Source organism: Caballeronia sp. LZ008 (genome assembly GCF_031451435.1).
GTDB lineage: Bacteria > Pseudomonadota > Gammaproteobacteria > Burkholderiales > Burkholderiaceae > Caballeronia > Caballeronia zhejiangensis.
This window is the reverse complement of record NZ_JARUXK010000001.1, coordinates 113,304-133,792: the sequence shown is the minus strand read 5'-3', so window position 1 is coordinate 133,792 and position 20,489 is coordinate 113,304. Positions and strand designations below refer to the sequence as shown.

The window sequence follows — 20,489 nt, the reverse complement described above, 5'->3', positions numbered from 1 at the left end:
CGGGTGAGCGTGGTGACGCGGGTGACGTTAAAGGAAATGTATTTTACGATGGTGAATCCGCCGCCGGCACTCGGCCGAACGGCATAGGCCTTTTCGCACATGCAATCCACCTCTCTCACCGACGACGAAGACACCAGCGACGCCGCCGAAGAAAAAACGCGCTCCGGCATTCAGTCGATCGAAGTCGGCTTCCGGCTGCTCGACGTCCTCACCAACGAGCCGCGCGCGATGATGCTGCGCGATCTCGCCCAACGCGCGGGCATGAGCCCGGCAAAGGCGCATCGTTATCTGGTGAGTTTTTTGCGGCTCGGCGTCGCATCGCAGGATCCGGTTTCCGGGCGCTACGAACTCGGCGGTTTCGCGTTGCAAATGGGCCTCGCGCGGCTTGCGCGCGTCGATGGCGTGCGGCTGGCGCGCATCGCGCTCGCGGAACTGCGCGACCGGCTGGATCAGACGGTCGGCATCGCGGTGTGGGGCAATCAGGGGCCGACCGTCGTGCACTGGATGGAATCGAGCCATCCGGCGAAGGCATCGCTCAAGCTGGGCGACGTGATGCCGCTGCTTTCATCCGCGACGGGTCTGCTTTTCGCCGCGTATCTGCCGCGCAGCAAGACGCAGCCGATGCTCGATCGCGAGCTCGCCGCAATGAAGCAGACGATGGCCGATGTCGAGCCGCTTCTCACCGAGGTGCGCGAGCACGGCGCGGCGCGCGTCGAAGGCATGCTGCTGCCGACGATCCACGCGTTCTGCACGCCGGTCTTCGATTCGACGGGCGAACTCGCGCTCGGTCTCATCGCGCTCGGGCACGAAGGCACGTTCGACACGCGCTGGGGCGGCGAAATCGACTCTGCCTTGCGCGAGTGCGCACGGGGCCTGTCGTACGAATTGGGGCACAAGGCGAGCGAGCGCTGAAAATGTCCGTCGAAGGGGCCAGGAACATCGTTTCCCTCGCGCATGTCTTATGCCTTTCGCCCGATCGTCCGTAACACGCGCTTTTCACGCTTTCCACGATGTCACTGTTTCAATTCCGCCGTCCTCGCCCCGCGTCCGGCGAGCCGCCCGATGCCGCTATCGAATCCGCCGCGCCCCGCCGCTGGGGACGCTGGGTGCTGGCCGTGCTCGTCGTTGCGGGCCTGCATCTGAGCGCGATGCGGTGGATCGAGCACAACCGTCAGCCGGCGAACGCGCCGCCCGAAACGCCGCCCGTGCAGGTGGAATTGCTGACGCCCAAGCCGATCGCGCCGCCCGCGCCGACGCCGCCCGCGCCGCCGAAACCGGCCGCGTCTCCGGAACCCGTCGCGCCTCCGAAGCCCGCCGCGCCTGCGCCGAAGCCTTCGCCCGCTCCGGTGTCGAGCGCTGCGACGCCAGAGCCCGACGCGCCCGCAGCCGCTTCCGCTCCCGCGCAAACGCCGCAGGCTCAAGCGCCGTCGCCCGCTTCGCAGACCGCGCCGCAATCCAACGCTGCATCCGGCGACAAGTTCAGCGTCCCGCCCACGGGCGATTTACGTTACGACACGCTCGTGAACGGCATGATGAATCAGACCGGCACGATCCACTGGAGCAACGACGGCCAGCATTACGAAATGATCGTCTCGATCCCGCTGCCTTTCGTCGGTCCGTATGTGTATTCGAGCAAAGGCCATATCGACGGCTTCGGCATCGCGCCGGAACAGTATTCGGAACAGCGCGGCCGCCGTGCCGCCGATATCGCCATCTTCAATCGCGAAACGAAGCAGATCGTCTACACGAAAACGCCGCAAAGCCAGCCGCTCGCGGACGGCGCGCAGGACCGCTTCAGCGTCGTCATGCAGTTGGCGAGCCTCGTGCGCGGCGCGCCGGACAAGTACAAGCCGGGCGTCACGCGGCAATTCAGCGTCGCGGATAACGACAGCAACGAAATCTGGCCGATAGAAACCGTCGGCGACGAAACCGTGGAGGCGCGCGGCGGCTTTACGACGGCGCGCCACTTCACGCGCCTGCCGCGCAAGGAAGGCGACCGCCGCAAGCTCGATATCTGGCTCGCGCCGTCGATCGGCTGGCTGCCCGTGCGGATTCTGCAAACCGAGCCGAACGGAATGCAAATCGAACTGCTCTGGGCAGGCAAGCTCGCCGCGCCGCCGGCGGCGGCACAGGATGTCACCTCGGGCACGCAAGCTGCGTCTGATGAATCCGCGCCCGCCATGCCGAGCACGCCCGCCGCGGACAAACCGTAACGGGGCCGTCACACTCCGTCATGTCAGGCACGAGCGCATTCTTTACGGAGCCGATATGCAGTTGACGATCAATCGCATCGATACACGCTATGTTCTCGACAACGAAGGCGGCGGTCCCTGGCTCGTCTTCATCCATCAGCTCGCCGGCGATCTTTCGATCTGGGATCAGATGGCCGGCTACTTCCGCGACGACTTCACCGTGTTGCGCTACGACCTGCGCGGACACGGCGAAACGACCGTGTCGCCGGATTCGTTCACGATCGACGATCTCGCCGACGATCTCGCGCAACTGCTCGACAAACTCGGCGCGCCTTCGGCGCATGTGGTCGGGCTGTCGATAGGCGGCATGGTCGCGCAGAAATTCGCGATCAACCATGCCGACAAAGTGGATTCGCTGACGGTCGTGGGCGCGCCCGCCTTTATTCCCGAGGACGCGCGTCCGACATTCGCGCAACGTGCAGCATCCGTGCGCGAACACGGGACAGCGAGTATCGTGGAAGCCACGCTCGAACGCTGGCTCACGCCGGAGTTCCGCAAGGCGCACCCTGAAGTGACCGAGCCGATCGCGGACACGATCGCGCGCACGCCCGTCGAGGGTTTCGCGCGCGCGGCGGAGGCGATCAGCCGTTTCGATGCGCGAGACAAACTGGCTTCCGTGAAGCAGCGCACGCTCGTCGTCGCGGGTGAAAAGGATGTTGGCACGCCGCATGCTGCTTCAAAGGTTGTCGCAGACACGGTGCCGGGCGCACGCTTCGAATTACTTAACGCCGCGCACCTTACACCGGTGGAGGAATCGCAGCGCTTCTCCGCTTTATTGGGGAACTTCTTGCGCGGTTCGAGTTGATTCTTCCTGTTTTTGTTGCAAAAGAAAGCCTCGATACAACCGGCATCACGTCGAGGCCACCCCTTGAATTCCAACCCAATCGCTCCAACTACGATTCAGGATTGCCACGGAGCAAACAAGGAATAAGGAGTGTCGCCATGCAAATGATCTACAACAGCCCCAACTATTGCGTCGTCGAATTTCCGCCGCAAGACAACCACCTCGCCATGAAGGCGGGCGGCTACGAGATCGTCGACAAGAACACGCAGCGGGAGATCTTCATTGACGGCGCGCTCGCGGCGAAGTTTCGCGAGCACGTGCAACAGTTGATCGCTGAAGAGCCGTCGCTCGAGGATGTCGATGAATTCCTCGGCCAGTTCGATATCTTGATGAATCAACCCGTCGTGCTTCACTGATGCATGCACGCGCGCGTGCGGCGCCATGCCGCTCGCGCCCGCCGCCGCCCGGACCAGCGGCACAGGCGACACTCGCCACTTCCCAAAGACCCCGCCCGCGCCAGGCGGGGTTCTTTTTTTGCCCGCCCGGAATCGCGCACGCGCCCGCCCATCGGGAGCGACCGTTGCGCGCTGCGGCTACAATGTCAGGCTATTTCACATTTGGTGCAGGCCTCGTCCGTCATGACCCAGAACGCCATTCCGAAAGCCCCCGCGCGCGCCTATACGCGCGGCGCCGCGCTGCCCGCGCTGCTGCAAAAGCGCATCCTGATTCTCGACGGCGCGATGGGCACGATGATCCAGCGCTACAAGCTCGACGAAGCCGCGTATCGCGGCGAGCGCTTCAAGGACTACGGCCGCGACATCAAGGGCAATAACGAACTGCTGTCGATCACGCAGCCGCAGGTGATCCGCGAGATTCATGAGCAGTATCTGGCTGCGGGCGCGGACATCCTCGAAACGAACACGTTCGGCGCGACGCGTGTCGCCCAGGCCGATTACGGCATGGAAGACCTCGCCGCCGAGATGAACATCGAGTCGGCGAAGCTTGCGCGCGAAGCCTGCGACAAATACTCGACGCCCGACAAGCCGCGTTTCGTCGCGGGCGCGATCGGACCGACGCCGAAGACCGCGAGCATTTCGCCCGACGTGAACGATCCGGGCGCGCGCAACGTGACCTTCGACGAACTGCGCGACGCGTACTACGAGCAGGCGAAGGCGCTGCTCGATGCGGGCTGCGATCTGTTCCTCGTCGAAACGATCTTCGACACGCTCAATGCAAAGGCCGCGCTGTTCGCGCTCGATCAACTGTTCGAGGACACCGGCGAACTCGTGCCGATCATGATCTCCGGCACCGTCACCGATGCATCGGGCCGCATTCTCTCCGGGCAAACGGTCGAGGCGTTCTGGAACTCGCTGCGTCACGCGAAGCCGCTCACGTTCGGCCTGAACTGCGCGCTCGGCGCGGCGCTGATGCGTCCGTACATCGCCGAGCTGGCGAAGCTGTGCGATACCTACGTGTCCTGCTACCCGAACGCGGGCCTGCCGAATCCGATGAGCGACACCGGCTTCGACGAGACGCCGGACGTAACGTCCGGATTGCTGAAGGAATTCGCGTCCGCCGGGCTCGTCAACGTCGCGGGCGGCTGCTGCGGCACGACGCCGGAGCACATCGCGGAAATCGCGAAGGCGCTCGCCGAAGTGAAGCCGCGCGCTTTCCCCTCGCAATACCGCGACGCCGCCTGAATCAGAGAAGAGAACAAGACATGACCGATCACACGATGCGTCTTTCCGGCCTCGAGCCGTTCAACGTCACCGACGGCTCGCTTTTCATCAACGTCGGCGAGCGCACGAACGTGACCGGCTCGAAGGCGTTCGCGCGCATGATCCTGAACGGCCAGTTCGACGAAGCGCTCGCCGTCGCGCGCCAGCAGGTCGAGAACGGCGCGCAGGTCATCGACATCAACATGGACGAAGCGATGCTCGATTCGAAAGCCGCGATGGTGCGCTTCCTGAATCTGATCGCGTCGGAGCCGGATATCGCGCGCGTGCCGATCATGATCGACTCGTCGAAGTGGGACGTGATCGAAGCGGGCCTGAAATGCGTGCAAGGCAAGGCGATCGTCAATTCGATCTCGCTGAAGGAAGGCAAGGAGCAGTTCGTTCATCATGCGAAGCTGATTCGCCGCTACGGCGCGGCATCGGTGGTGATGGCCTTCGACGAGCAAGGCCAGGCCGACACGTTTCAGCGCAAGACGGAAATCTGCAAACGCTCTTACGACATTCTCGTGAACGAAGTCGGCTTCGAGCCCGAAGACATCATCTTCGATCCGAACATCTTCGCAATCGCGACGGGCATCGAAGAGCACAACAACTACGCGGTCGATTTCATCGAAGCGACGCGCTGGATCAAGCAGAACCTGCCGCACGCGAAAGTGAGCGGCGGCGTGTCGAACGTGTCGTTCTCGTTTCGCGGCAACGATCCGGTGCGCGAGGCGATTCATACCGTGTTTCTGTATCACGCGATTCAGGCTGGCATGGACATGGGCATCGTCAACGCGGGCCAGCTCGGCGTGTATGCCGATCTCGACGCCGAGTTGCGCGAGCGCGTGGAAGACGTCGTGCTGAATCGTCGTGAGGACGGCACCGACCGTCTGCTCGAAATCGCGGACAAGTTCAAGACCGGCGCCGCGAAGAAGGAAGAAAACCTCGAATGGCGCAATCAGCCGGTCGAGGCGCGTCTGTCGCATGCGCTCGTGCACGGCATCACGAACTTCATCGTCGAAGATACGGAAGAAGTGCGGCAGAAGATCGACAAGGCCGGCGGTCGTCCGATCAACGTGATCGAAGGCCCGCTGATGGACGGCATGAACATCGTCGGCGACCTGTTCGGCGCGGGCAAGATGTTCCTGCCGCAAGTCGTGAAGTCGGCGCGCGTGATGAAGCAGGCGGTCGCGCACCTGATCCCGTTCATCGAAGAAGAGAAGAAGCGTCTCGCCGATGCCGGCGCGGACGTGCGGCCGAAGGGCAAGATCGTCATCGCGACCGTGAAGGGCGATGTGCACGACATCGGCAAGAACATCGTGTCGGTCGTGCTCCAGTGCAACAACTTCGAAGTGGTCAACATGGGCGTGATGGTGCCCTGCGCGACCATCCTGCAGAAGGCGAAGGAAGAAGGCGCGGACATCATCGGGCTGTCGGGACTGATCACGCCGAGCCTCGAAGAGATGGCTTATGTCGCGTCCGAAATGCAGCGCGACGAATACTTCCGCGGCAAGCAGACGCCGCTGCTCATCGGCGGCGCGACGACTTCGCGCGTGCATACCGCCGTGAAGATCGCGCCGCATTACGAAGGGCCGGTCGTGTACGTGCCGGATGCGTCGCGTTCGGTGTCGGTGGCGTCGAGCCTGTTGTCGGACGAAGGCGCGGCGAAGTATCTCGACGAACTCAAGAGCGACTACGAGCGCATCCGCACGCAGCACGCGAACCGCAAAGCGCAGCCGATGGTCACGTACGACGAAGCGCGCGCCAACAAGACGAAGATCGACTGGAGCGCCTACGCGCCGAAGAAGCCGAGCTTCATCGGGCGGCGCGTGTTCAAGAACTACGACCTCGCGGAACTGGCGAATTACATCGACTGGGGTCCGTTCTTTCAGACGTGGGATCTCGCCGGTCCCTATCCCGCGATTCTCAATGACGAGATCGTCGGCGAGTCGGCGCGGCGCGTGTTCTCCGACGGCAAGTCGATGCTCTCGCGCCTCATTCAGGGCCGCTGGCTGACGGCGAACGGCGTCATCACGCTTTTACCCGCCAACACCGTGAACGACGACGACATCGAGATCTACACGGACGAATCGCGCTCGCAAGTGGCGATGACGTGGCGCAATCTGCGTCAACAAAGCGTGCGTCCGGTCGTCGATGGCGTGATGCGCCCGAACCGCTCGCTCGCCGATTTCATCGCGCCGAAGGATTCGGGCGTGAAGGACTACATCGGCATGTTCGCGGTGACGGCGGGCATCGGCGTCGATAAAAAGGAACAACAGTTCGAAGCCGATCACGACGACTACAGCGCGATCATGCTGAAGGCGCTCGCCGACCGTTTCGCGGAAGCCTTCGCCGAAGCGCTCCATGCGCGCGTGCGCCGCGAATTGTGGGGCTACGCCGCGAACGAGACGCTCGACAACGATGCGCTGATCGCGGAGAAGTATGTCGGCATTCGTCCGGCGCCGGGTTATCCGGCGTGCCCGGATCACCTCGTCAAGCGCGACATGTTCGAAGTGCTTCAGGCGAACGAGATCGGCATGAGCGTGACCGAATCGCTCGCGATGCTGCCGGCCGCGAGCGTCTCGGGCTTCTATATCGCGCATCCGGACAGCACGTACTTTTCGGTGGGCAAGATCGGCGACGATCAGCTCGCGAGCTACGCCGAACGCATGGCGATCTCGACCTCCGACGCGGAACGCGCGCTCGCGCCGTTGCGCTAAGGCATCGTGAAAACGACATATCGCGCAAGTGATAGCCGGAATATGCACGGAACAGGCGGGAAATTTTTGAATTCCGTAGACTTGTCAGCGCGATAAGCCGTCGACATGACGGCCAACGCATTCTTTTCGTCAACGGAGAAAGTCGCATGAAGAAGATGACGTCCGCCGTAACCGTAGCGATCACCGCGGCTTTGCTCGCCGCGTCGAGTACCGCCGCTTTCGCGCAGGCGAGCAGCACCGAGGCTTCGTCGTACTCGCCGCCGCAAACCGAGCACAAGAAGAAACCGAAGAAGCCGAAGAAGCAACATCCGCCCGCGAAACCCGCCGGGCCGGAAGGCGGCCAGTCGCAGTAACACGCCGCAGCGCGACTGAAGCCGTCAGACGTTTCGTCGGAAGAAAAAAACCCGCATCGGAAACGATGCGGGTTTTTCTTTGTGTCGCTGCGAATCGCGCGCCTCAGACGCCCCAGAGAATGTCCTTGTCGTGCTTTTGCGCTAGGCGAAGCATGTCGAGGAAAGGAAACGCGCGCTGCGCGAGCCCGATGGGAAGCTCGTGCGGCTCATGTCCTTCTTCGCCTTCATGAAAACGGCCGTCGTGCTCGGCGCGCTCTCTCTTGTCGGTGACGACCGCCGCTTCGAGCTTCTGAATGGCGGCGGGAATTTCATCGTGCGTGATGACGCCCCGCGCCGTGAGCTGCTTGCCGATGATGCCGAGCAAGTACTCCGCGAGGTTCTCGAGCATGATGACATCCGGTGCGGCCGGGGATTTGAATGTGATCAGCATGGCATGGTCCTTTTGTTTATGTTGGGTCATAGGCGGTTTGCAAACGAAACGCGCAGACGAGCCGGTCTCCCTGACAACATGACGACACCCTGATTCGACATATTAGCACCTGCTAAAATCCCCACTTTATGTGGTGGCCGGTTCCGTTCGCCTGCCAACACCACATGCGGGGCCAACGCGTCGCGAAGACGTCCTTCCGAGCCGGCATGCACGCCGGAACGCGCCCCGTCAGCCCTCGCTCCACTGGATCACATTCAGCATGCTGCCCGCACATAAACACACTCTCGAAACGCTCATCACCGACGCGGTCAAGCAGGTCGCGCAAGCCACGCAAGGCGCCAGCGAAGCGGCCTTCGTCACGCCCACGATCGTCCTCGAACGACCGAAGGTCGCGGCGCACGGCGACGTGGCGTCGAATGTCGCGATGCAACTCGCCAAGCCGCTGCGCGCGAATCCGCGTCAGCTCGCGCAGCAGATCGTCGATGCGGTGCTCGGCCTGCCGGCCGCGAAGGGTCTCGTCGAGAGCGCCGAAGTGGCGGGTCCGGGCTTCATCAATCTGCGTCTTTCGGCGACGGCCAAGCAAGACGTGATCCCGGCCGTGCTCGGCGAAGCCGCCGCGTTCGGCCGTTCGACGCGCGACGCCGGCAGGCACGTGCTCGTCGAATTCGTATCGGCGAACCCGACGGGCCCGCTGCATGTCGGCCACGGCCGTCAGGCGGCGCTCGGCGATGCGCTCTCGAACCTGCTCGAAACGCAGGGCTACGACGTGCATCGCGAGTTCTACTACAACGACGCGGGCGTGCAGATCGGCAATCTCGCCACGTCCACGCAACTGCGCGCGCGCGGCCTCAAGCCGGGCGACGAGCAGTGGCCGGAAGCGGCGTACAACGGCGAGTACATCGCCGATATCGCGCGCGACTACATGGCGGGCGAAACCGTCGCGGCGAAGGACGGCGAACCGGTGAAGGGCAAAGGCGACGTCGAGGACCTCGAAGCCATCCGTCATTTCGCGGTCGCGTATCTGCGTCACGAGCAGGACATGGATCTCACCGCGTTCGGCGTGAAGTTCGACCAGTTCTATCTGGAGTCGTCGCTGTACAAGGAAGGCCGTGTCGAGAAGACGGTCGCGGCGCTCGTCGATGCCGGCAAGACGTACGAGCAGGACGGCGCGCTGTGGCTGCGCACCACCGACGACGGCGACGACAAGGACCGCGTCATGAAAAAGTCCGACGGCACGTACACGTACTTCGTGCCGGACGTGGCGTATCACGTGACCAAGTGGGAACGCGGCTACACGAAGGTCATCAACATCCAGGGCTCGGACCATCACGGCACGATCGCGCGCGTGCGCGCCGGCTTGCAGGGACTCGGCATCGGCATTCCGAAGGGCTATCCCGACTACGTGCTGCACAAGATGGTCACCGTCATGCGCGACGGCCAGGAAGTGAAAATCTCCAAACGCGCGGGCAGCTACGTGACGGTGCGCGATCTGATCGAATGGTCGGGCGGACTCACGCCGGGCCACGAAACCGCGCCCGATCAGATCGACGAGGACACCATCCGCCGCGGCCGCGATGCCGTGCGCTTCTTCCTCATTTCGCGCAAGGCCGACACCGAATTCGTGTTCGACATCGACCTCGCGCTCAAGCAGAACGACGAGAATCCGGTCTATTACGTGCAATACGCGCACGCGCGCATTTGCACGATCCTGAACGACTGGAAGGAGAAGTTCGGCGGCGATATTTCGAAGGCAGCGCAGGCCGATCTCTCGCCGCTGTCGAGCGACCGCGCAATGGCGCTGCTCAACAAGCTCGCCGAATTCCCCGAAATGCTCGCGCACGCCGCCGACGACCTCACGCCGCACGCCGGCGCGTTCTAACTGCGAGCTCTCGCTGGCGAATTTCACTCGATCTACAATGCGGAGCGCGTGCTCGTGGACGACGAAAAGGAACGCACCGCGCGCATCGCGCTGCTCGCGGCGACGCGTCAGGTTCTCGAAAACGGTCTCGCGACCATCGGCGTTTCCGCTCCTCAAAAGATGTGACCCTTCTGCCGCGCACGCACGAATTCAGAATTTTCGGCGTGCGCAAGCAGATGCCTGGCGCGGGCTTGTCTTGAGCCGCCGCTATAATCGTCGCCCAACCAGAAGACTTTCTCGCAGGTGATTCATACGATGGCAAAACCACGCCGCACATCGAAGCAGTCGAAGCAAACGGGGGGAACGTTTATCGGTATCGTGCTGGGCCTGATCGTCGGCCTCGCGATTGCCGTAATCGTCGCGCTGTACATCACGCGTGCGCCCACGCCATTCGTGGCGAAGGTCGCGCCGCCGCCGTCCGAGGCCAACTCCGCGCCTGCCGCCGCGCAACCGTACGATCCGAATCGTCCGCTGCAAGGCAAGACGCCGGGCCAGGCGGTGCCGCAAGCCGCGCAGCCCACGCCGCCCAACACCGCGCCGGGCCAGACCAACAATCAGACGCAGTCGTCGGGCATGCTCGACGAGCCGCAGATCGTCGAAGTACCGCCGTCGGGCGCAACGGCATCGGCGCCGAAGACCGCGAGCACAGCGCCCGCGAAGAAGCCCGAAGCCGCACCGGGCGCGCCCGCCGCGACGAGCAACGCGAACGCCACGCCGCCGAAGGGCGGCTCGGCGCCCACGACGGCGAAGACCACGCCGCCCGCGCCCGGCGAGCCGAACACGGGCTACTTCCTGCAAGTCGGCGCGTACAAGACGCAGGCGGATGCCGAACAGCAGCGCGCGCGTCTCGGCTTCCAGGGCTTCGAATCGAAGGTCACGCAGCGCGATGCAGGCGGCGTCACGTACTATCGCGTGCGGATCGGGCCGTTCGCGAAGTTCGAGGACATGAACACCGCGCGCCAGCGTCTGTCCGATGCGGGCGTCGATACCGCCGTCATCCGTTTCTCGAAGCAATAACGAAGCAATAACGCAGCAAACGAAGTCGAAGCGCCGCGACGCTTAAGCGTGGCTTAAGCGTCGTATGTCCCACTTATGGGCCTGCTTTTGTTCCGTCGCGTTTCCATTGCGTATCTCTTCAATCATGAAAAAAATCTTTAGCGCGTTGGCTCTCTCCCTCGGCATCGCAGCCGCATCCCTGAGCGTCGCGAATTCCGCGATGGCCGCGCCCACCGCCGGCAAGGATTACACCGTGCTGCAGGCGGCTCAGCCGATCGCCGCGCCTGCGGGCAAGGTCGAGGTCATCGAGTTCTTCTGGTACGGCTGCCCGCATTGCAACGAGTTCGAGCCGTACATCGAGGCATGGGCGAAGAAGCAAGGTCCGGACGTCGTGTTCAAGCGCGTGCCGGTGGCATTCCGCGACGACTTCATTCCGCACTCGAAGATGTATCACGCGCTCGACGCGCTCGGCGTCGCGGAAAAGGTCACGCCGGCCGTGTTCAACGAAATCCACGTGAAGAAGAACTATCTGCTGACGCCGCAGGCGCAGGCGGACTTCCTCAAGACGCAGGGCGTCGATCCGAAGAAGTACATGGACGCGTATAACTCGTTCTCGACGCAAAGCGCCGTGCAGCGCGACGCCAAGCTCCTGCAGGACTACAAGATCGACGGCGTGCCGACGGTCGTCGTGCAGGGCAAGTACGAAACCGGCCCGGCGATGACCAACAGCCTGCCGGGGACGACGCAGGTCATGGACTTCCTCGTCCAGCAAGTCCGCGACAAGAAGCTGTAAGCACCGACGCTCCGCATGACCGCAGTTCGTTTGAAGGTCTTTATCACCGGGGCGTCGAGCGGCATCGGCCTTGCAATGGCCGAAGAGTATGTGAAGCGCGGGGCCATCCTCGGCCTCGTCGCCCGCCGCGCCGATTCCCTCGCCGCATTCGCGGCCCGTCATCCGCAAAGCTCCATCTCGATCTATCCCGCCGATGTGCGCGACCCCGACGCGCTCGCCGATGCCGCGCGCCGCTTCATCGCGGAGCACGGCACGGCGGATGTCGTCATCGCGAACGCGGGCATGAGCCGGGGCGCGCTGACGGGCCACGGCGATCTCGACACCTTCCGTGCCGTGATGGACGTGAACTATTTCGGCATGGTCGCGACGTTCGAGCCGTTCGTCGCGTCGATGACGGCCGCGCGGCGCGGCACGCTCGTCGGCATTGCAAGCGTCGCGGGCGTGCGCGGGCTGCCCGGCGGCGGCGCGTACAGCGCGTCGAAATCGGCGGTGGCGAAATATCTGGAATCGTTGCGCGTGGAGATGCGCCCGCTCGGCGTGGCCGTCGTCACGATCGCGCCGGGCTACGTGCGCTCGGAGATGACCGCGCACAATCCGTATCGCATGCCGTTCCTGATGGACGCCGACCGCTTCGCCGCGAAAGCCGCCGACGCGATCGAACGCAAGGTGCGCTACGCGACGTTTCCATGGCAGATGCGCGTCGCGGGCATGCTGATGCACGTCCTGCCGCGCTGGCTCTACGACGCGCTCGCCGAACGCGCGCCACGCAAACCACGCGCGGACGAATGACGTAAAAAAAACCGGCTGCGCGCAAACGCAGCCGGTTTTTTATCGGGCGAACGTCCGAACGGTCAGAACGCGACGTAGGCCGAGCTGTTCGGCAACTGGTATCCGACGTAGACATGCCGGCCGAAGAAGAACGGCAAGCCGAAGTCGAAGAAGTTCGACATGCCCAACTGACCGCCGAGACTGTTGAAGGCGAACTTGTTCTTGCCTTGCGTCAGCGTGCTCGCGTTGGCGAGCAGGAACGGCACGGTGGCGCTGTTGCCTTCGCTGCCTTTGATCGTGGTCGACAGCGACTGCGTCGCGCTCGGGCAATAGAACGCCGACGATCCGTTGCACAGCGGAAAACTATCCTGGAAGAAGTTGCCGTTCGACCCGGTGTCGAAGAACGTCTTGTACGTCTTGCCCTTGTACGTGCCGGTCAGATCGCCATAGGGATCGGTGCCGTACTTCGTCACGTTGCTGATCCCGTTGTTGCTCTGCGTGCCGATGCCGAATATCAGCACGCCGGTCGCGGTGGCCGCGCCGTTATCGGCAACGGGCGGCAATTGCACGATCACGCCGTTGTTGTTGACCGCGAACTTGGTGACCGGATTCGTCACTTGCTGCGCCAGCGGCACCGCGACACCCGAGCAATTCGCGCCGTTGGTGCACGAGAAGTACATCGCGTTGAGCGCCGTGCTCGCGCAGCCGTCGCCGCAGTCGTAGGCCTGCGGGCCGATGCCGAGAATGCCGTTCGCGCCGATGTCGGCGGTCGAATTTTCGTCGCTGCCGGACGGACAGCCGTTGTCGCCGGTCGGCGCCGCGGATGCACTCAGATCGCCGATGATCTGAATCGGCACGCCCGACGCCACTTCCGTGCCCATCTTCACGTCGGCCGTGCGGACGGTGCCCCACGTGTAGCCGTCGGCGAAACCGGCGCATTCGGCGAGCTGCCCGCCGTTCGACGCGCGCGAGGTCGGCAGGCTGCCGAGCACGTTCTGCGCCGCCGATCCGAGAATGCGCAGGCCGAAGGACGCCGTGTCGACCTGAATGTTGTCGATCGTCTGACACACCGACGAGCCCGGCGCGCACACCGTCACCGATACGTTCGGAATGTTGACGAAGCCCGCGGCGCCGGAGTTGACGTTGATCGCCACCGCGTTCGTGCCGTTGGGCGCGATCGGCTGCGCGTTCGCGGTGCTGGTGGTCGAGCCGCCGCCGCTGGAACCGCCCGAGCCGCCGGAGCCGCCCGACGAACCGCCGCCGCTGCTGGAACTGGAGTCGTCGCCGCCGCCACCGCCGCAGGCCGCGAGCATGACGGAAAGGCAGAGCACGCCGAGCCAGCGGGCAAGGCCGCCGCGCCGGGACGAAGAGAGAGCGGGATGGCCGAGTGTCGTTCTATGCATACTGAGTCTCCCGTCGCTTACTGGATGTCGCTGGCGGACACGCCGGCAGGCAACGATTGCGGCAAATACGCGCTGCCCGCGAACGAGCCCATGTGACCGCCCGAATCCACGACGAGTCCGGAATCCTGCACGCTGACCGGCCCGCGGCCGCCGCGCGCGGCGCGTTGCGCCTTCAGGCCCTGCTGATACTGCGGGAAATAGCTGCCGAGCAGGCTGGCGAGATCCGGCATGCGGGGACCGTGCCACGCAATGCCGAACACGACGCCTTCCGTCGACAAATATTCGTTGATGACCGTTCCGCTCGCGAGCGTGGTCGTGCGAACGGTGTAGTTCGACGCCGATGTCGTCGATGCGCTCGATGCGCCGCTTGCGACGGCCGCACGCGCGACCGCGGCCGTGGATGATTCCGCCGTGGCGCCTTGCGGCGCTGCCATCGGCTGGCCGCCGAGCACGGCGTAGGCGGGCGCTGCCGCGCTCACGCCGAGCGCGCCGGCAACGATTGCCAACGCGCTCATGAGATGCCCATGACGGGATTGCTTCGGTGCCTTCACTGGGCCTCCTATCGGTTATCCGCCGGCCCCGCCACTTGATTCAGAGACCGGTGCTTGACGATTGAGTGACAGATGCGCCACCGCCTTTCGCCCCAAAATCGTGCGGGCGCGAACATCGTCAGTATGCCAGCCAGGTGGAACCGTCCTAACGTTCGCAAGCGCACGAAACAAAAAACGCGAAGCGCAATGGTATGCGCTTCGCGTCATCTCGCAACTTCGAGGCCGGCCTAAGTTACGAAGGCTTACAAAATCACCCTCAAAATCCCAGGCTGGCGAGCAGATCGTCCACTTGTGACTGATCCTGCACGACGTCGCTGCGTCCTTCGGGATTGATTTGCGGACCGTTCAGCAGGCTTTCCGGACTGCCGGTCGACACTGCCGACATCAGCGCCGCCGCCGATGCAGCGAACTGCTCGCGGCGTTCCGGCGCGATGTTCTCGAGCAAAACGCCCAGCAATTGCTGCTCGATCAGATACACGACGTCCGTAATCTTTTTGATGACCTGGCCGGTCAGATCCTGGAAATCCTGCGCGAGCATGATTTCGAGCAATTGGGCATTGGTCGCCTGCGTGCGCTCCGGCACGCTCTGCAGGAACGAGCGCGTCTGCGCGAGCAGTTCCCCCGCCTCGCCCTGCGCGAGCGGCGCGCCGTACCACTTCGCCCAGCGCGCGTCGAGCGCCTGCGCTTCGGTTTGCAGCGATTCCTGCATCGGCTTGGCAAGCTCGATCGCGTTGAGCGCGCGCTCGGCGGCCTGCTCGGTCATCGTCGCGACATATTTCAGGCGGTCGCGCGCGTCGGGCACGGCTTGCGCGGCGGCTTCGACCTGCTTGTCGAGGCCGAGCTCGCGCATCGAATCGCGCAGCGTGCGCGTCAGTTGGCCGATGCGCGCGAGAATGCGGTCGCTCGACGGATCGCCTTCGCTTTCGGCAACCGCGGCGACCGCGGCTGCGAGTTCAGTGGTCAGATCGTTCAAGATCAGCTCCCCGCTTTGGCCATCTTCTCGAGAATCTTGGTGAGCTTCTCGTCGAGCGTGGCGGCCGTGAAAGGCTTCACCACGTAACCGTTCGCGCCCGCTTGCGCCGCCGCGATGATGTTTTCCTTCTTCGACTCGGCCGTCACCATCAGCACCGGCAGATGCGAGAGCGTCGCGTCCGCGCGGATCTGCTGAAGCATCGACAGGCCGTCGAGGTTCGGCATGTTCCAGTCGGTGATCACGAAGTCGAAGCCGCCGCCGCGCAGACGCGCGAGGCCCGCCGCGCCGTCTTCGGCTTCGTCGACGTTGCCGTAGCCCAGCTCCTTGAGCAGGTTACGCACGATACGGCGCATCGTCGGAAAATCGTCGACGACGAGGATCTTCATGTTCTTGTCCATCATGACTCCAGTGTGTTCTCAATGCGGCGGCGCCGCTTAAATCCAAAGTTCAGACGCGCTGTACGCGTTCGCCCATCGAGGCAAGCCGCGCCATCACGCGCCGGCTCATTTCAGAGAGCGGCGCGATTTCGCTCGCACCGCCCATTGCAATCGCTTCGCGCGGCATGCCGAACACCACGCAACTCGCTTCGTCCTGCGCGAGCGTGTAAGCGCCCGCCTGCTGCATGTCCAGAAGACCGGCGGCGCCGTCGCGGCCCATGCCGGTCAGGATCACGCCGATCGCGTTCTTGCCCGCGTGCTGCGCCGCCGAACGGAACAGCACGTCGACCGAAGGCCGATGCCGGTTCACGGGCGGCGCATCCGACAGATGCGCGACATAGTTCGCACCGCTCCTCGCGAGCACCAGATGCGCGTGGCCGGGCGCGATGTACGCGTGGCCCGGCAACACGCGCTCGCCGTGCTCGGCTTCCTTCACGGTGATGCGGCACAGCCCGTTCAGGCGCTGCGCGAACGACTTCGTGAAGCCCGGCGGCATGTGCTGCGCGATGAGCACCGCGGGCGCATCGGGCGGCAGCGGCACGAGCACTTCGCGGATCGCTTCCGTTCCGCCCGTCGAAGCGCCGACGATCACGAGCTTTTCCGTCGACACGAGCGGATTGTTGAAATGCGGCGCGGGCTTGTGCGTCGCCGCGTTCGCCGGCGCGCTCGCCGCGTGCGTCGTCTGCTTCACGCGTGCCCGCGATGCGGCGCGCACCTTGTCGGCGAGCTTTTCCGCGTAATCGAGCATGCCGTCGCGGATGCCGACTTTCGGCTTCGTGACGAAATCGACCGCGCCGAGTTCCAGCGCGCGCAGCGTGATTTCGTTGCCGCGCTCGGTCAGCGACGACACCATCACGACCGGCATCGGTCGCAGGCGCATCAGCTTTTCCAGGAAGTCGAGGCCGTCCATGCGCGGCATTTCGACGTCGAGCGTGAGCACGTCCGGGTTATGCAGCTTGATGAGCTCGCGCGCGACGAGCGGATCGGGCGCGGTCGCGCAGACGTGCATGTCGGGCTGCGCGTTGATGATCTCGGTCATCAGGCTGCGCACGAGCGCCGAATCGTCGACGCACAGCACTTTGATCTTTGGCGCTGTGTTCATGCTTCCTCCACGGTCTTGAGACGCGACGTGAACAACTCGACGCGCGGGCGCTTCGCCGCCGATGCATTCGTCGTGAACGACTCCGCACGCGGTTTCGCGTTCGACTGAAACAGCTCGACGCGCGCACGCGCTTTCGCGAGCCGCTCCGCGCGCTCTTCCGGCGTGCGCTGCACGAGCGCCTGCTCGCGCTCGACGACCACCGGGTCATGCGCCGTCTTCAGCTTCTTGACCATCACCTGACCCGAGCGCGGCATGAACGCGACCTTGCGCGGATGCGCGCCCTGCAAGTCCTCGGCGACGATGCGAATCTTTTCCAGCGCGAGATAACGCCGCACGAACTCCGAATTGCGATCGCCGATGTTGATGGTCGTCATGCCCGCGAGCACCGCGCCGCCGCCGAACACCTTCGCTTCGAAGCGCTCGCGCCGTCCGCCGCGCTTGATGAGCTCGTTGATGAGCACTTCCATCGCGTACGCGCCGTAGCGCATCGAATCCGACGATGCGTGCGACGCGTCGGAACCGTCATCGGGCAACATGAAGTGATTCATGCCGCCGATGCCCGCCGTGCGATCGTGGATGCACGCCGCCACGCACGAACCCAGCACCGTGACGAGCACCATGTCTTCGCTCGTCATGTAGAACTCGTTCGGCAGGAGCTTCACGCCCTGCTTCTTGAAGTGATTGTCGAAATAGAGATTCGACGCCATTGGCAGACCGCTCATGCCGGCTCTCCCGCAAGCGCGCGCTTCGATCCGCTCGCAACCTTCGTATCGCGCGTGAGTTCGTACACGGTCTGGCCGCGCAGCCTGAACGCCTGCGACACATACGTGAAGTTTTCCGAATGCCCCGCGAAGAGCAGCGCGCCCGGCTTCATCAGCGGCTCGAAGCGCGTGAGCACCTGGCCCTGCGTCGGCTTGTCGAAGTAGATCATCACGTTGCGGCAGAAGATCGCGTCGAACGGGCCTTTCACGTCGTAGCGCGCTTCGGTCAGATTCACGCGGCCGAAGTTCACCATCGCGCGCAACTCGGGGCGCACTTTGACGAGACCCGCGTGCGCGCCCGTGCCCTTCAGGAAGAAGCGCTTGAGACGCTCGACGGGCAATGCCTTCACCTGATCGAGCGAATACACGCCCGCTTCGGCTTTCGCGAGCACTTGACTGTCGATGTCGCTCGCGAACACCGTGCACTGGCGCGCGGCGTGTTCGCCCAACGCTTCGACGAGCGTCATCGCGATGGAATACGGCTCCTCGCCGGTCGACGCCGCCGAGCACCACACCGAGAACGGCTGCTGCCGGCGCTTCACGAAGTCCGCGAGAATCGGAAAGTGATGCGACTCGCGGAAAAACGCCGTCAGGTTCGTGGTCAGCGCGTTGACGAACGCTTCCCATTCGGCGTTGTCGTCGTTGGTTTCGAGACGGTCGAGATACTGTTTGAACGTATCGATGCCGCAGGCGCGCAGCCGGCGCGCGAGGCGGCTGTACGCCATGTCGCGTTTGTGGTCCGACAGCGAGATGCCTGCGCGGCGATGAATCAGCTCGCGAATGCGGGCGAAATCCGCCGATGTGAATTCGAAATCGCGCTCGACTTCCGTGCCGCGCACATTGGCGGGCAAGTCGACGCGCGCGTTGCGCGTTGCCATCATGATGTTTCGTGCTTCCTTGACGTCGTCCCCGACGTCCGATGTGGCGTGTTCGTCGCGCTCGACCATGCGGACTCGCGCTTTTCCTGCGTGTCGATCGTGGTGCGCGATGCCTGCATGGCCGTTTTCGTTCCGGTCCGGTTAAAAGGTTTCCCAGTCGCCGTCGTCGGCGGTCGTCGCTTTCGCACGCGGTGCCGCAGCGGGCTTGGCAACGCTCGCCGGCTTGATCGCCGGCTTGACTGTTTCCTTGACTGCTTCCTTATTAACGGCCGCTTCCGGCGCAACTTTTGGCGTCTCGACAGCTTTCGCTTTCGCTGCAACCGAAGACGTCGACGGTTCGACGCGCGCCGCCGGCGCAAGACGCGCCACGGCCGTCGATGCGCTCGTGCGCGCCGGCGCTGCCGCCGCGCCTTGCACGCGCCATTGCGCGACCACGTCCTTCAGCTGACGCGTCTGCTCTTCGAGCGATGCCGCAGCGGCGGCCGCCTGCTCGACGAGCGCGGCGTTCTGCTGCGTCACGCTGTCCATCTGCGTGACGGCGCGATTGACCTGCTCGATGCCATCGGACTGTTCCTCCGACGCCGCGCTGATCTCGCCCATGATGTCGGTCACGCGGCGCACCGCCTGCACGATCTCGCTCATCGTCTGACCGGCGCGCGCGACGAGTTCCGTGCCGCTGTCGACCTTCGCGGCCGAATCGCCGATGAGCGCCTTGATTTCCTTCGCCGCCGCCGCGCTGCGTTGCGCGAGCGAGCGCACTTCGCCCGCCACGACCGCGAATCCCCGCCCTTCCTCGCCCGCGCGCGCCGCTTCCACGGCCGCGTTCAACGCGAGAATGTTGGTCTGGAACGCGATGCCTTCGATCACGCCGATGATGTCCACGACCTTGTTCGAGCTCGATGCAATGGCGTGCATCGTCTCGACGACCTGCTCGACGACTTCACCGCCGCGCGAAGCGATATCCGACGCGTTCACCGCGAGCTGGCTCGCCTGGCGCGCGTTGTCGGCGTTCTGCTTCACCGTGCTCGTGAGCTCTTCCATGCTCGACGCCGTTTCCTGCAGCGACGCCGCCTGCTCTTCCGTGCGCTGCGACAGATCCGTGTTGCCGCTCGCGATTTCATGCGCGCCGACATCGATCGATTCCGCGCCGCGATGTACCGCGCCGACCATCGTCGTCAGATTGCCGCGCATGCGCTCGATACCCGCGAACAGGCGGCCGATTTCGTTGCCGCTTTCGCTCTGCGCGGACCGCGTGAGATCGCCGCGCGAGATGCGGTCGAAGTGATCGACGGCCTCGTTGATCGGCTTCACGATCAGGCTGGAGAGCGCCATGCGCGTGCCGATCAGCATCAGCACCGCGAGCACGAGCACCGCGCCGATCGTCATGTTGAGCGCCGCGATATTCGACGACGTGCTCGCGCGCGAGCTTTCCGCGTGCGCCTGATGCGACGCGACCGCAGCCGTCACGGCCTGATCGAACGCGACGAACATCGGGCTGATCTTCGTGTCCGCGATCGCGTGATACGCGGCCAGGTCGTTCGCCCGGATCGCTCGGATTGTCGAGCGTGACGAGCACGCCGAGCTCGCTGGCGGCATCGACATCGACGGTGCGAATATCCACCGCGCAGCGCACGAACGCGGCGAGCTTCGGC

The 20,489-nt window shown here is 64.3% G+C and carries 18 protein-coding genes and 2 pseudogenes; 11 read left to right on the top strand and 9 right to left on the bottom strand.

The features are described from left to right. Nucleotides 1–99: 99 nt before the first annotated feature. From QCE49_RS00650 to QCE49_RS00620, 7 genes are all read left to right on the top strand, one after another. Entirely contained in the window at nt 100–912 is an 813-nt protein-coding gene (locus tag QCE49_RS00650) for an IclR family transcriptional regulator (protein WP_250456632.1), read from the top strand. Between the two features lie 98 nt (nt 913–1,010). Beyond that, nucleotides 1,011–2,213 carry a DUF3108 domain-containing protein gene (locus tag QCE49_RS00645; protein ID WP_250456633.1) on the top strand — a complete coding sequence of 401 codons (1,203 nt, stop codon included), beginning with the start codon at nt 1,011–1,013 and terminating at the stop codon, nt 2,211–2,213. A gap of 55 nt (nt 2,214–2,268) precedes the next feature. After that, on the top strand, nt 2,269–3,057 hold the full coding sequence (locus tag QCE49_RS00640) for an alpha/beta fold hydrolase (protein ID WP_034470453.1): 789 nt from the start codon (nt 2,269–2,271) through the stop codon (nt 3,055–3,057). Between the two features lie 137 nt (nt 3,058–3,194). Then, complete coding sequence (locus tag QCE49_RS00635; protein WP_008351849.1) at nt 3,195–3,452, top strand: DUF3567 domain-containing protein; 258 nt, start codon at nt 3,195–3,197, stop codon at nt 3,450–3,452. A 222-nt stretch (nt 3,453–3,674) separates the two neighbouring features. Then, complete coding sequence (locus QCE49_RS00630; RefSeq protein ID WP_008351850.1) at nt 3,675–4,736, top strand: homocysteine S-methyltransferase family protein; 1,062 nt, start codon at nt 3,675–3,677, stop codon at nt 4,734–4,736. Further along, nucleotides 4,733–7,474 (top strand): methionine synthase, encoded by a 2,742-nt coding sequence (gene metH, locus QCE49_RS00625; RefSeq protein WP_275445841.1) that lies wholly within the window; start codon nt 4,733–4,735, stop codon nt 7,472–7,474. The genes QCE49_RS00630 and metH overlap by 4 nt, the downstream gene beginning before the upstream one ends. A 146-nt stretch (nt 7,475–7,620) precedes the next feature. After that, nucleotides 7,621–7,827, top strand: a complete 207-nt coding sequence (locus QCE49_RS00620; RefSeq protein ID WP_008351852.1) for a hypothetical protein — start codon at nt 7,621–7,623, stop codon at nt 7,825–7,827. Between the two features lie 103 nt (nt 7,828–7,930). On the opposite strand, the gene QCE49_RS00615 is transcribed toward QCE49_RS00620, so the two are convergent. Beyond that, nucleotides 7,931–8,257, bottom strand: coding sequence for a DUF1840 domain-containing protein (locus QCE49_RS00615; protein ID WP_008351853.1), 327 nt, complete (start codon nt 8,255–8,257; stop codon nt 7,931–7,933). A gap of 259 nt (nt 8,258–8,516) precedes the next feature. On the opposite strand from QCE49_RS00615, the pseudogene argS reads away from it, so the two are divergent. The 4 genes and pseudogenes from argS to QCE49_RS00595 all read left to right on the top strand — a co-directional run bounded on the left by argS (nt 8,517) and on the right by QCE49_RS00595 (nt 12,753). Next, nucleotides 8,517–10,301, top strand: a pseudogene (argS, locus tag QCE49_RS00610) (arginine--tRNA ligase). A gap of 129 nt (nt 10,302–10,430) precedes the next feature. Then, entirely contained in the window at nt 10,431–11,192 is a 762-nt protein-coding gene (locus tag QCE49_RS00605) for an SPOR domain-containing protein (protein ID WP_008351857.1), read from the top strand. A 124-nt stretch (nt 11,193–11,316) separates the two neighbouring features. Further along, entirely contained in the window at nt 11,317–11,964 is a 648-nt protein-coding gene (locus tag QCE49_RS00600) for a thiol:disulfide interchange protein DsbA/DsbL (RefSeq protein ID WP_034470441.1), read from the top strand. Nucleotides 11,965–11,979: 15 nt separating this feature from the next. Further along, nucleotides 11,980–12,753 (top strand): SDR family oxidoreductase, encoded by a 774-nt coding sequence (locus QCE49_RS00595; RefSeq protein WP_250438901.1) that lies wholly within the window; start codon nt 11,980–11,982, stop codon nt 12,751–12,753. Nucleotides 12,754–12,815: 62 nt separating this feature from the next. On the opposite strand, the gene QCE49_RS00590 is transcribed toward QCE49_RS00595, so the two are convergent. The 8 genes and pseudogenes from QCE49_RS00590 to QCE49_RS00555 form a co-directional block, all read right to left on the bottom strand. Then, nucleotides 12,816–14,135, bottom strand: a complete 1,320-nt coding sequence (locus QCE49_RS00590) for a DUF3443 domain-containing protein (RefSeq protein ID WP_034470435.1) — start codon at nt 14,133–14,135, stop codon at nt 12,816–12,818. A gap of 17 nt (nt 14,136–14,152) precedes the next feature. Further along, nucleotides 14,153–14,686 carry a DUF2844 domain-containing protein gene (locus tag QCE49_RS00585; protein WP_239294313.1) on the bottom strand — a complete coding sequence of 178 codons (534 nt, stop codon included), beginning with the start codon at nt 14,684–14,686 and terminating at the stop codon, nt 14,153–14,155. Nucleotides 14,687–14,942: 256 nt separating this feature from the next. Continuing rightward, the gene (cheZ, locus tag QCE49_RS00580; RefSeq protein ID WP_008351868.1) at nt 14,943–15,659 is read right to left on the bottom strand and encodes a protein phosphatase CheZ; all 717 of its coding nucleotides are present in this window, start codon (nt 15,657–15,659) and stop codon (nt 14,943–14,945) included. A gap of 2 nt (nt 15,660–15,661) precedes the next feature. Further along, nucleotides 15,662–16,057 (bottom strand): chemotaxis response regulator CheY, encoded by a 396-nt coding sequence (cheY, locus tag QCE49_RS00575; RefSeq protein WP_008351870.1) that lies wholly within the window; start codon nt 16,055–16,057, stop codon nt 15,662–15,664. A gap of 49 nt (nt 16,058–16,106) precedes the next feature. After that, nucleotides 16,107–17,198 (bottom strand): chemotaxis response regulator protein-glutamate methylesterase, encoded by a 1,092-nt coding sequence (locus QCE49_RS00570; protein ID WP_008351872.1) that lies wholly within the window; start codon nt 17,196–17,198, stop codon nt 16,107–16,109. Further along, entirely contained in the window at nt 17,195–17,920 is a 726-nt protein-coding gene (cheD, locus tag QCE49_RS00565; protein ID WP_033536555.1) for a chemoreceptor glutamine deamidase CheD, read from the bottom strand. The genes QCE49_RS00570 and cheD overlap by 4 nt, the downstream gene beginning before the upstream one ends. Then, nucleotides 17,917–18,840, bottom strand: coding sequence for a CheR family methyltransferase (locus QCE49_RS00560; protein ID WP_033536589.1), 924 nt, complete (start codon nt 18,838–18,840; stop codon nt 17,917–17,919). Before QCE49_RS00560 ends, cheD begins: the two co-directional genes overlap by 4 nt. 138 nt (nt 18,841–18,978) lie before the next feature. Continuing rightward, nucleotides 18,979–20,388, bottom strand: a pseudogene (locus tag QCE49_RS00555) (methyl-accepting chemotaxis protein); the annotation flags it as partial. Nucleotides 20,389–20,489 lie beyond the last annotated feature (101 nt).

Excerpts from the sequence above, each read along its gene's own strand:
- QCE49_RS00605 (WP_008351857.1), top strand. The coding sequence starts at position 10,431 with ATGGCAAAACCACGCCGCACATCGAAGCAGTCGAAGCAAACGGGGGGA.
- QCE49_RS00630 (WP_008351850.1), top strand. The coding sequence starts at position 3,675 with ATGACCCAGAACGCCATTCCGAAAGCCCCCGCGCGCGCCTATACGCGC.
- QCE49_RS00600 (WP_034470441.1), top strand. The coding sequence starts at position 11,317 with ATGAAAAAAATCTTTAGCGCGTTGGCTCTCTCCCTCGGCATCGCAGCC.
- QCE49_RS00595 (WP_250438901.1), top strand. The coding sequence starts at position 11,980 with ATGACCGCAGTTCGTTTGAAGGTCTTTATCACCGGGGCGTCGAGCGGC.
- QCE49_RS00570 (WP_008351872.1), bottom strand. The coding sequence starts at position 17,198 with ATGAACACAGCGCCAAAGATCAAAGTGCTGTGCGTCGACGATTCGGCG.
- QCE49_RS00590 (WP_034470435.1), bottom strand. The coding sequence starts at position 14,135 with ATGCATAGAACGACACTCGGCCATCCCGCTCTCTCTTCGTCCCGGCGC.
- QCE49_RS00650 (WP_250456632.1), top strand. The coding sequence starts at position 100 with ATGCAATCCACCTCTCTCACCGACGACGAAGACACCAGCGACGCCGCC.
- QCE49_RS00640 (WP_034470453.1), top strand. The coding sequence starts at position 2,269 with ATGCAGTTGACGATCAATCGCATCGATACACGCTATGTTCTCGACAAC.
- QCE49_RS00645 (WP_250456633.1), top strand. The coding sequence starts at position 1,011 with ATGTCACTGTTTCAATTCCGCCGTCCTCGCCCCGCGTCCGGCGAGCCG.
- QCE49_RS00635 (WP_008351849.1), top strand. The coding sequence starts at position 3,195 with ATGCAAATGATCTACAACAGCCCCAACTATTGCGTCGTCGAATTTCCG.
- QCE49_RS00615 (WP_008351853.1), bottom strand. The coding sequence starts at position 8,257 with ATGCTGATCACATTCAAATCCCCGGCCGCACCGGATGTCATCATGCTC.
- cheD (WP_033536555.1), bottom strand. The coding sequence starts at position 17,920 with ATGAGCGGTCTGCCAATGGCGTCGAATCTCTATTTCGACAATCACTTC.
- QCE49_RS00560 (WP_033536589.1), bottom strand. The coding sequence starts at position 18,840 with ATGATGGCAACGCGCAACGCGCGCGTCGACTTGCCCGCCAATGTGCGC.
- cheY (WP_008351870.1), bottom strand. The coding sequence starts at position 16,057 with ATGGACAAGAACATGAAGATCCTCGTCGTCGACGATTTTCCGACGATG.
- QCE49_RS00620 (WP_008351852.1), top strand. The coding sequence starts at position 7,621 with ATGAAGAAGATGACGTCCGCCGTAACCGTAGCGATCACCGCGGCTTTG.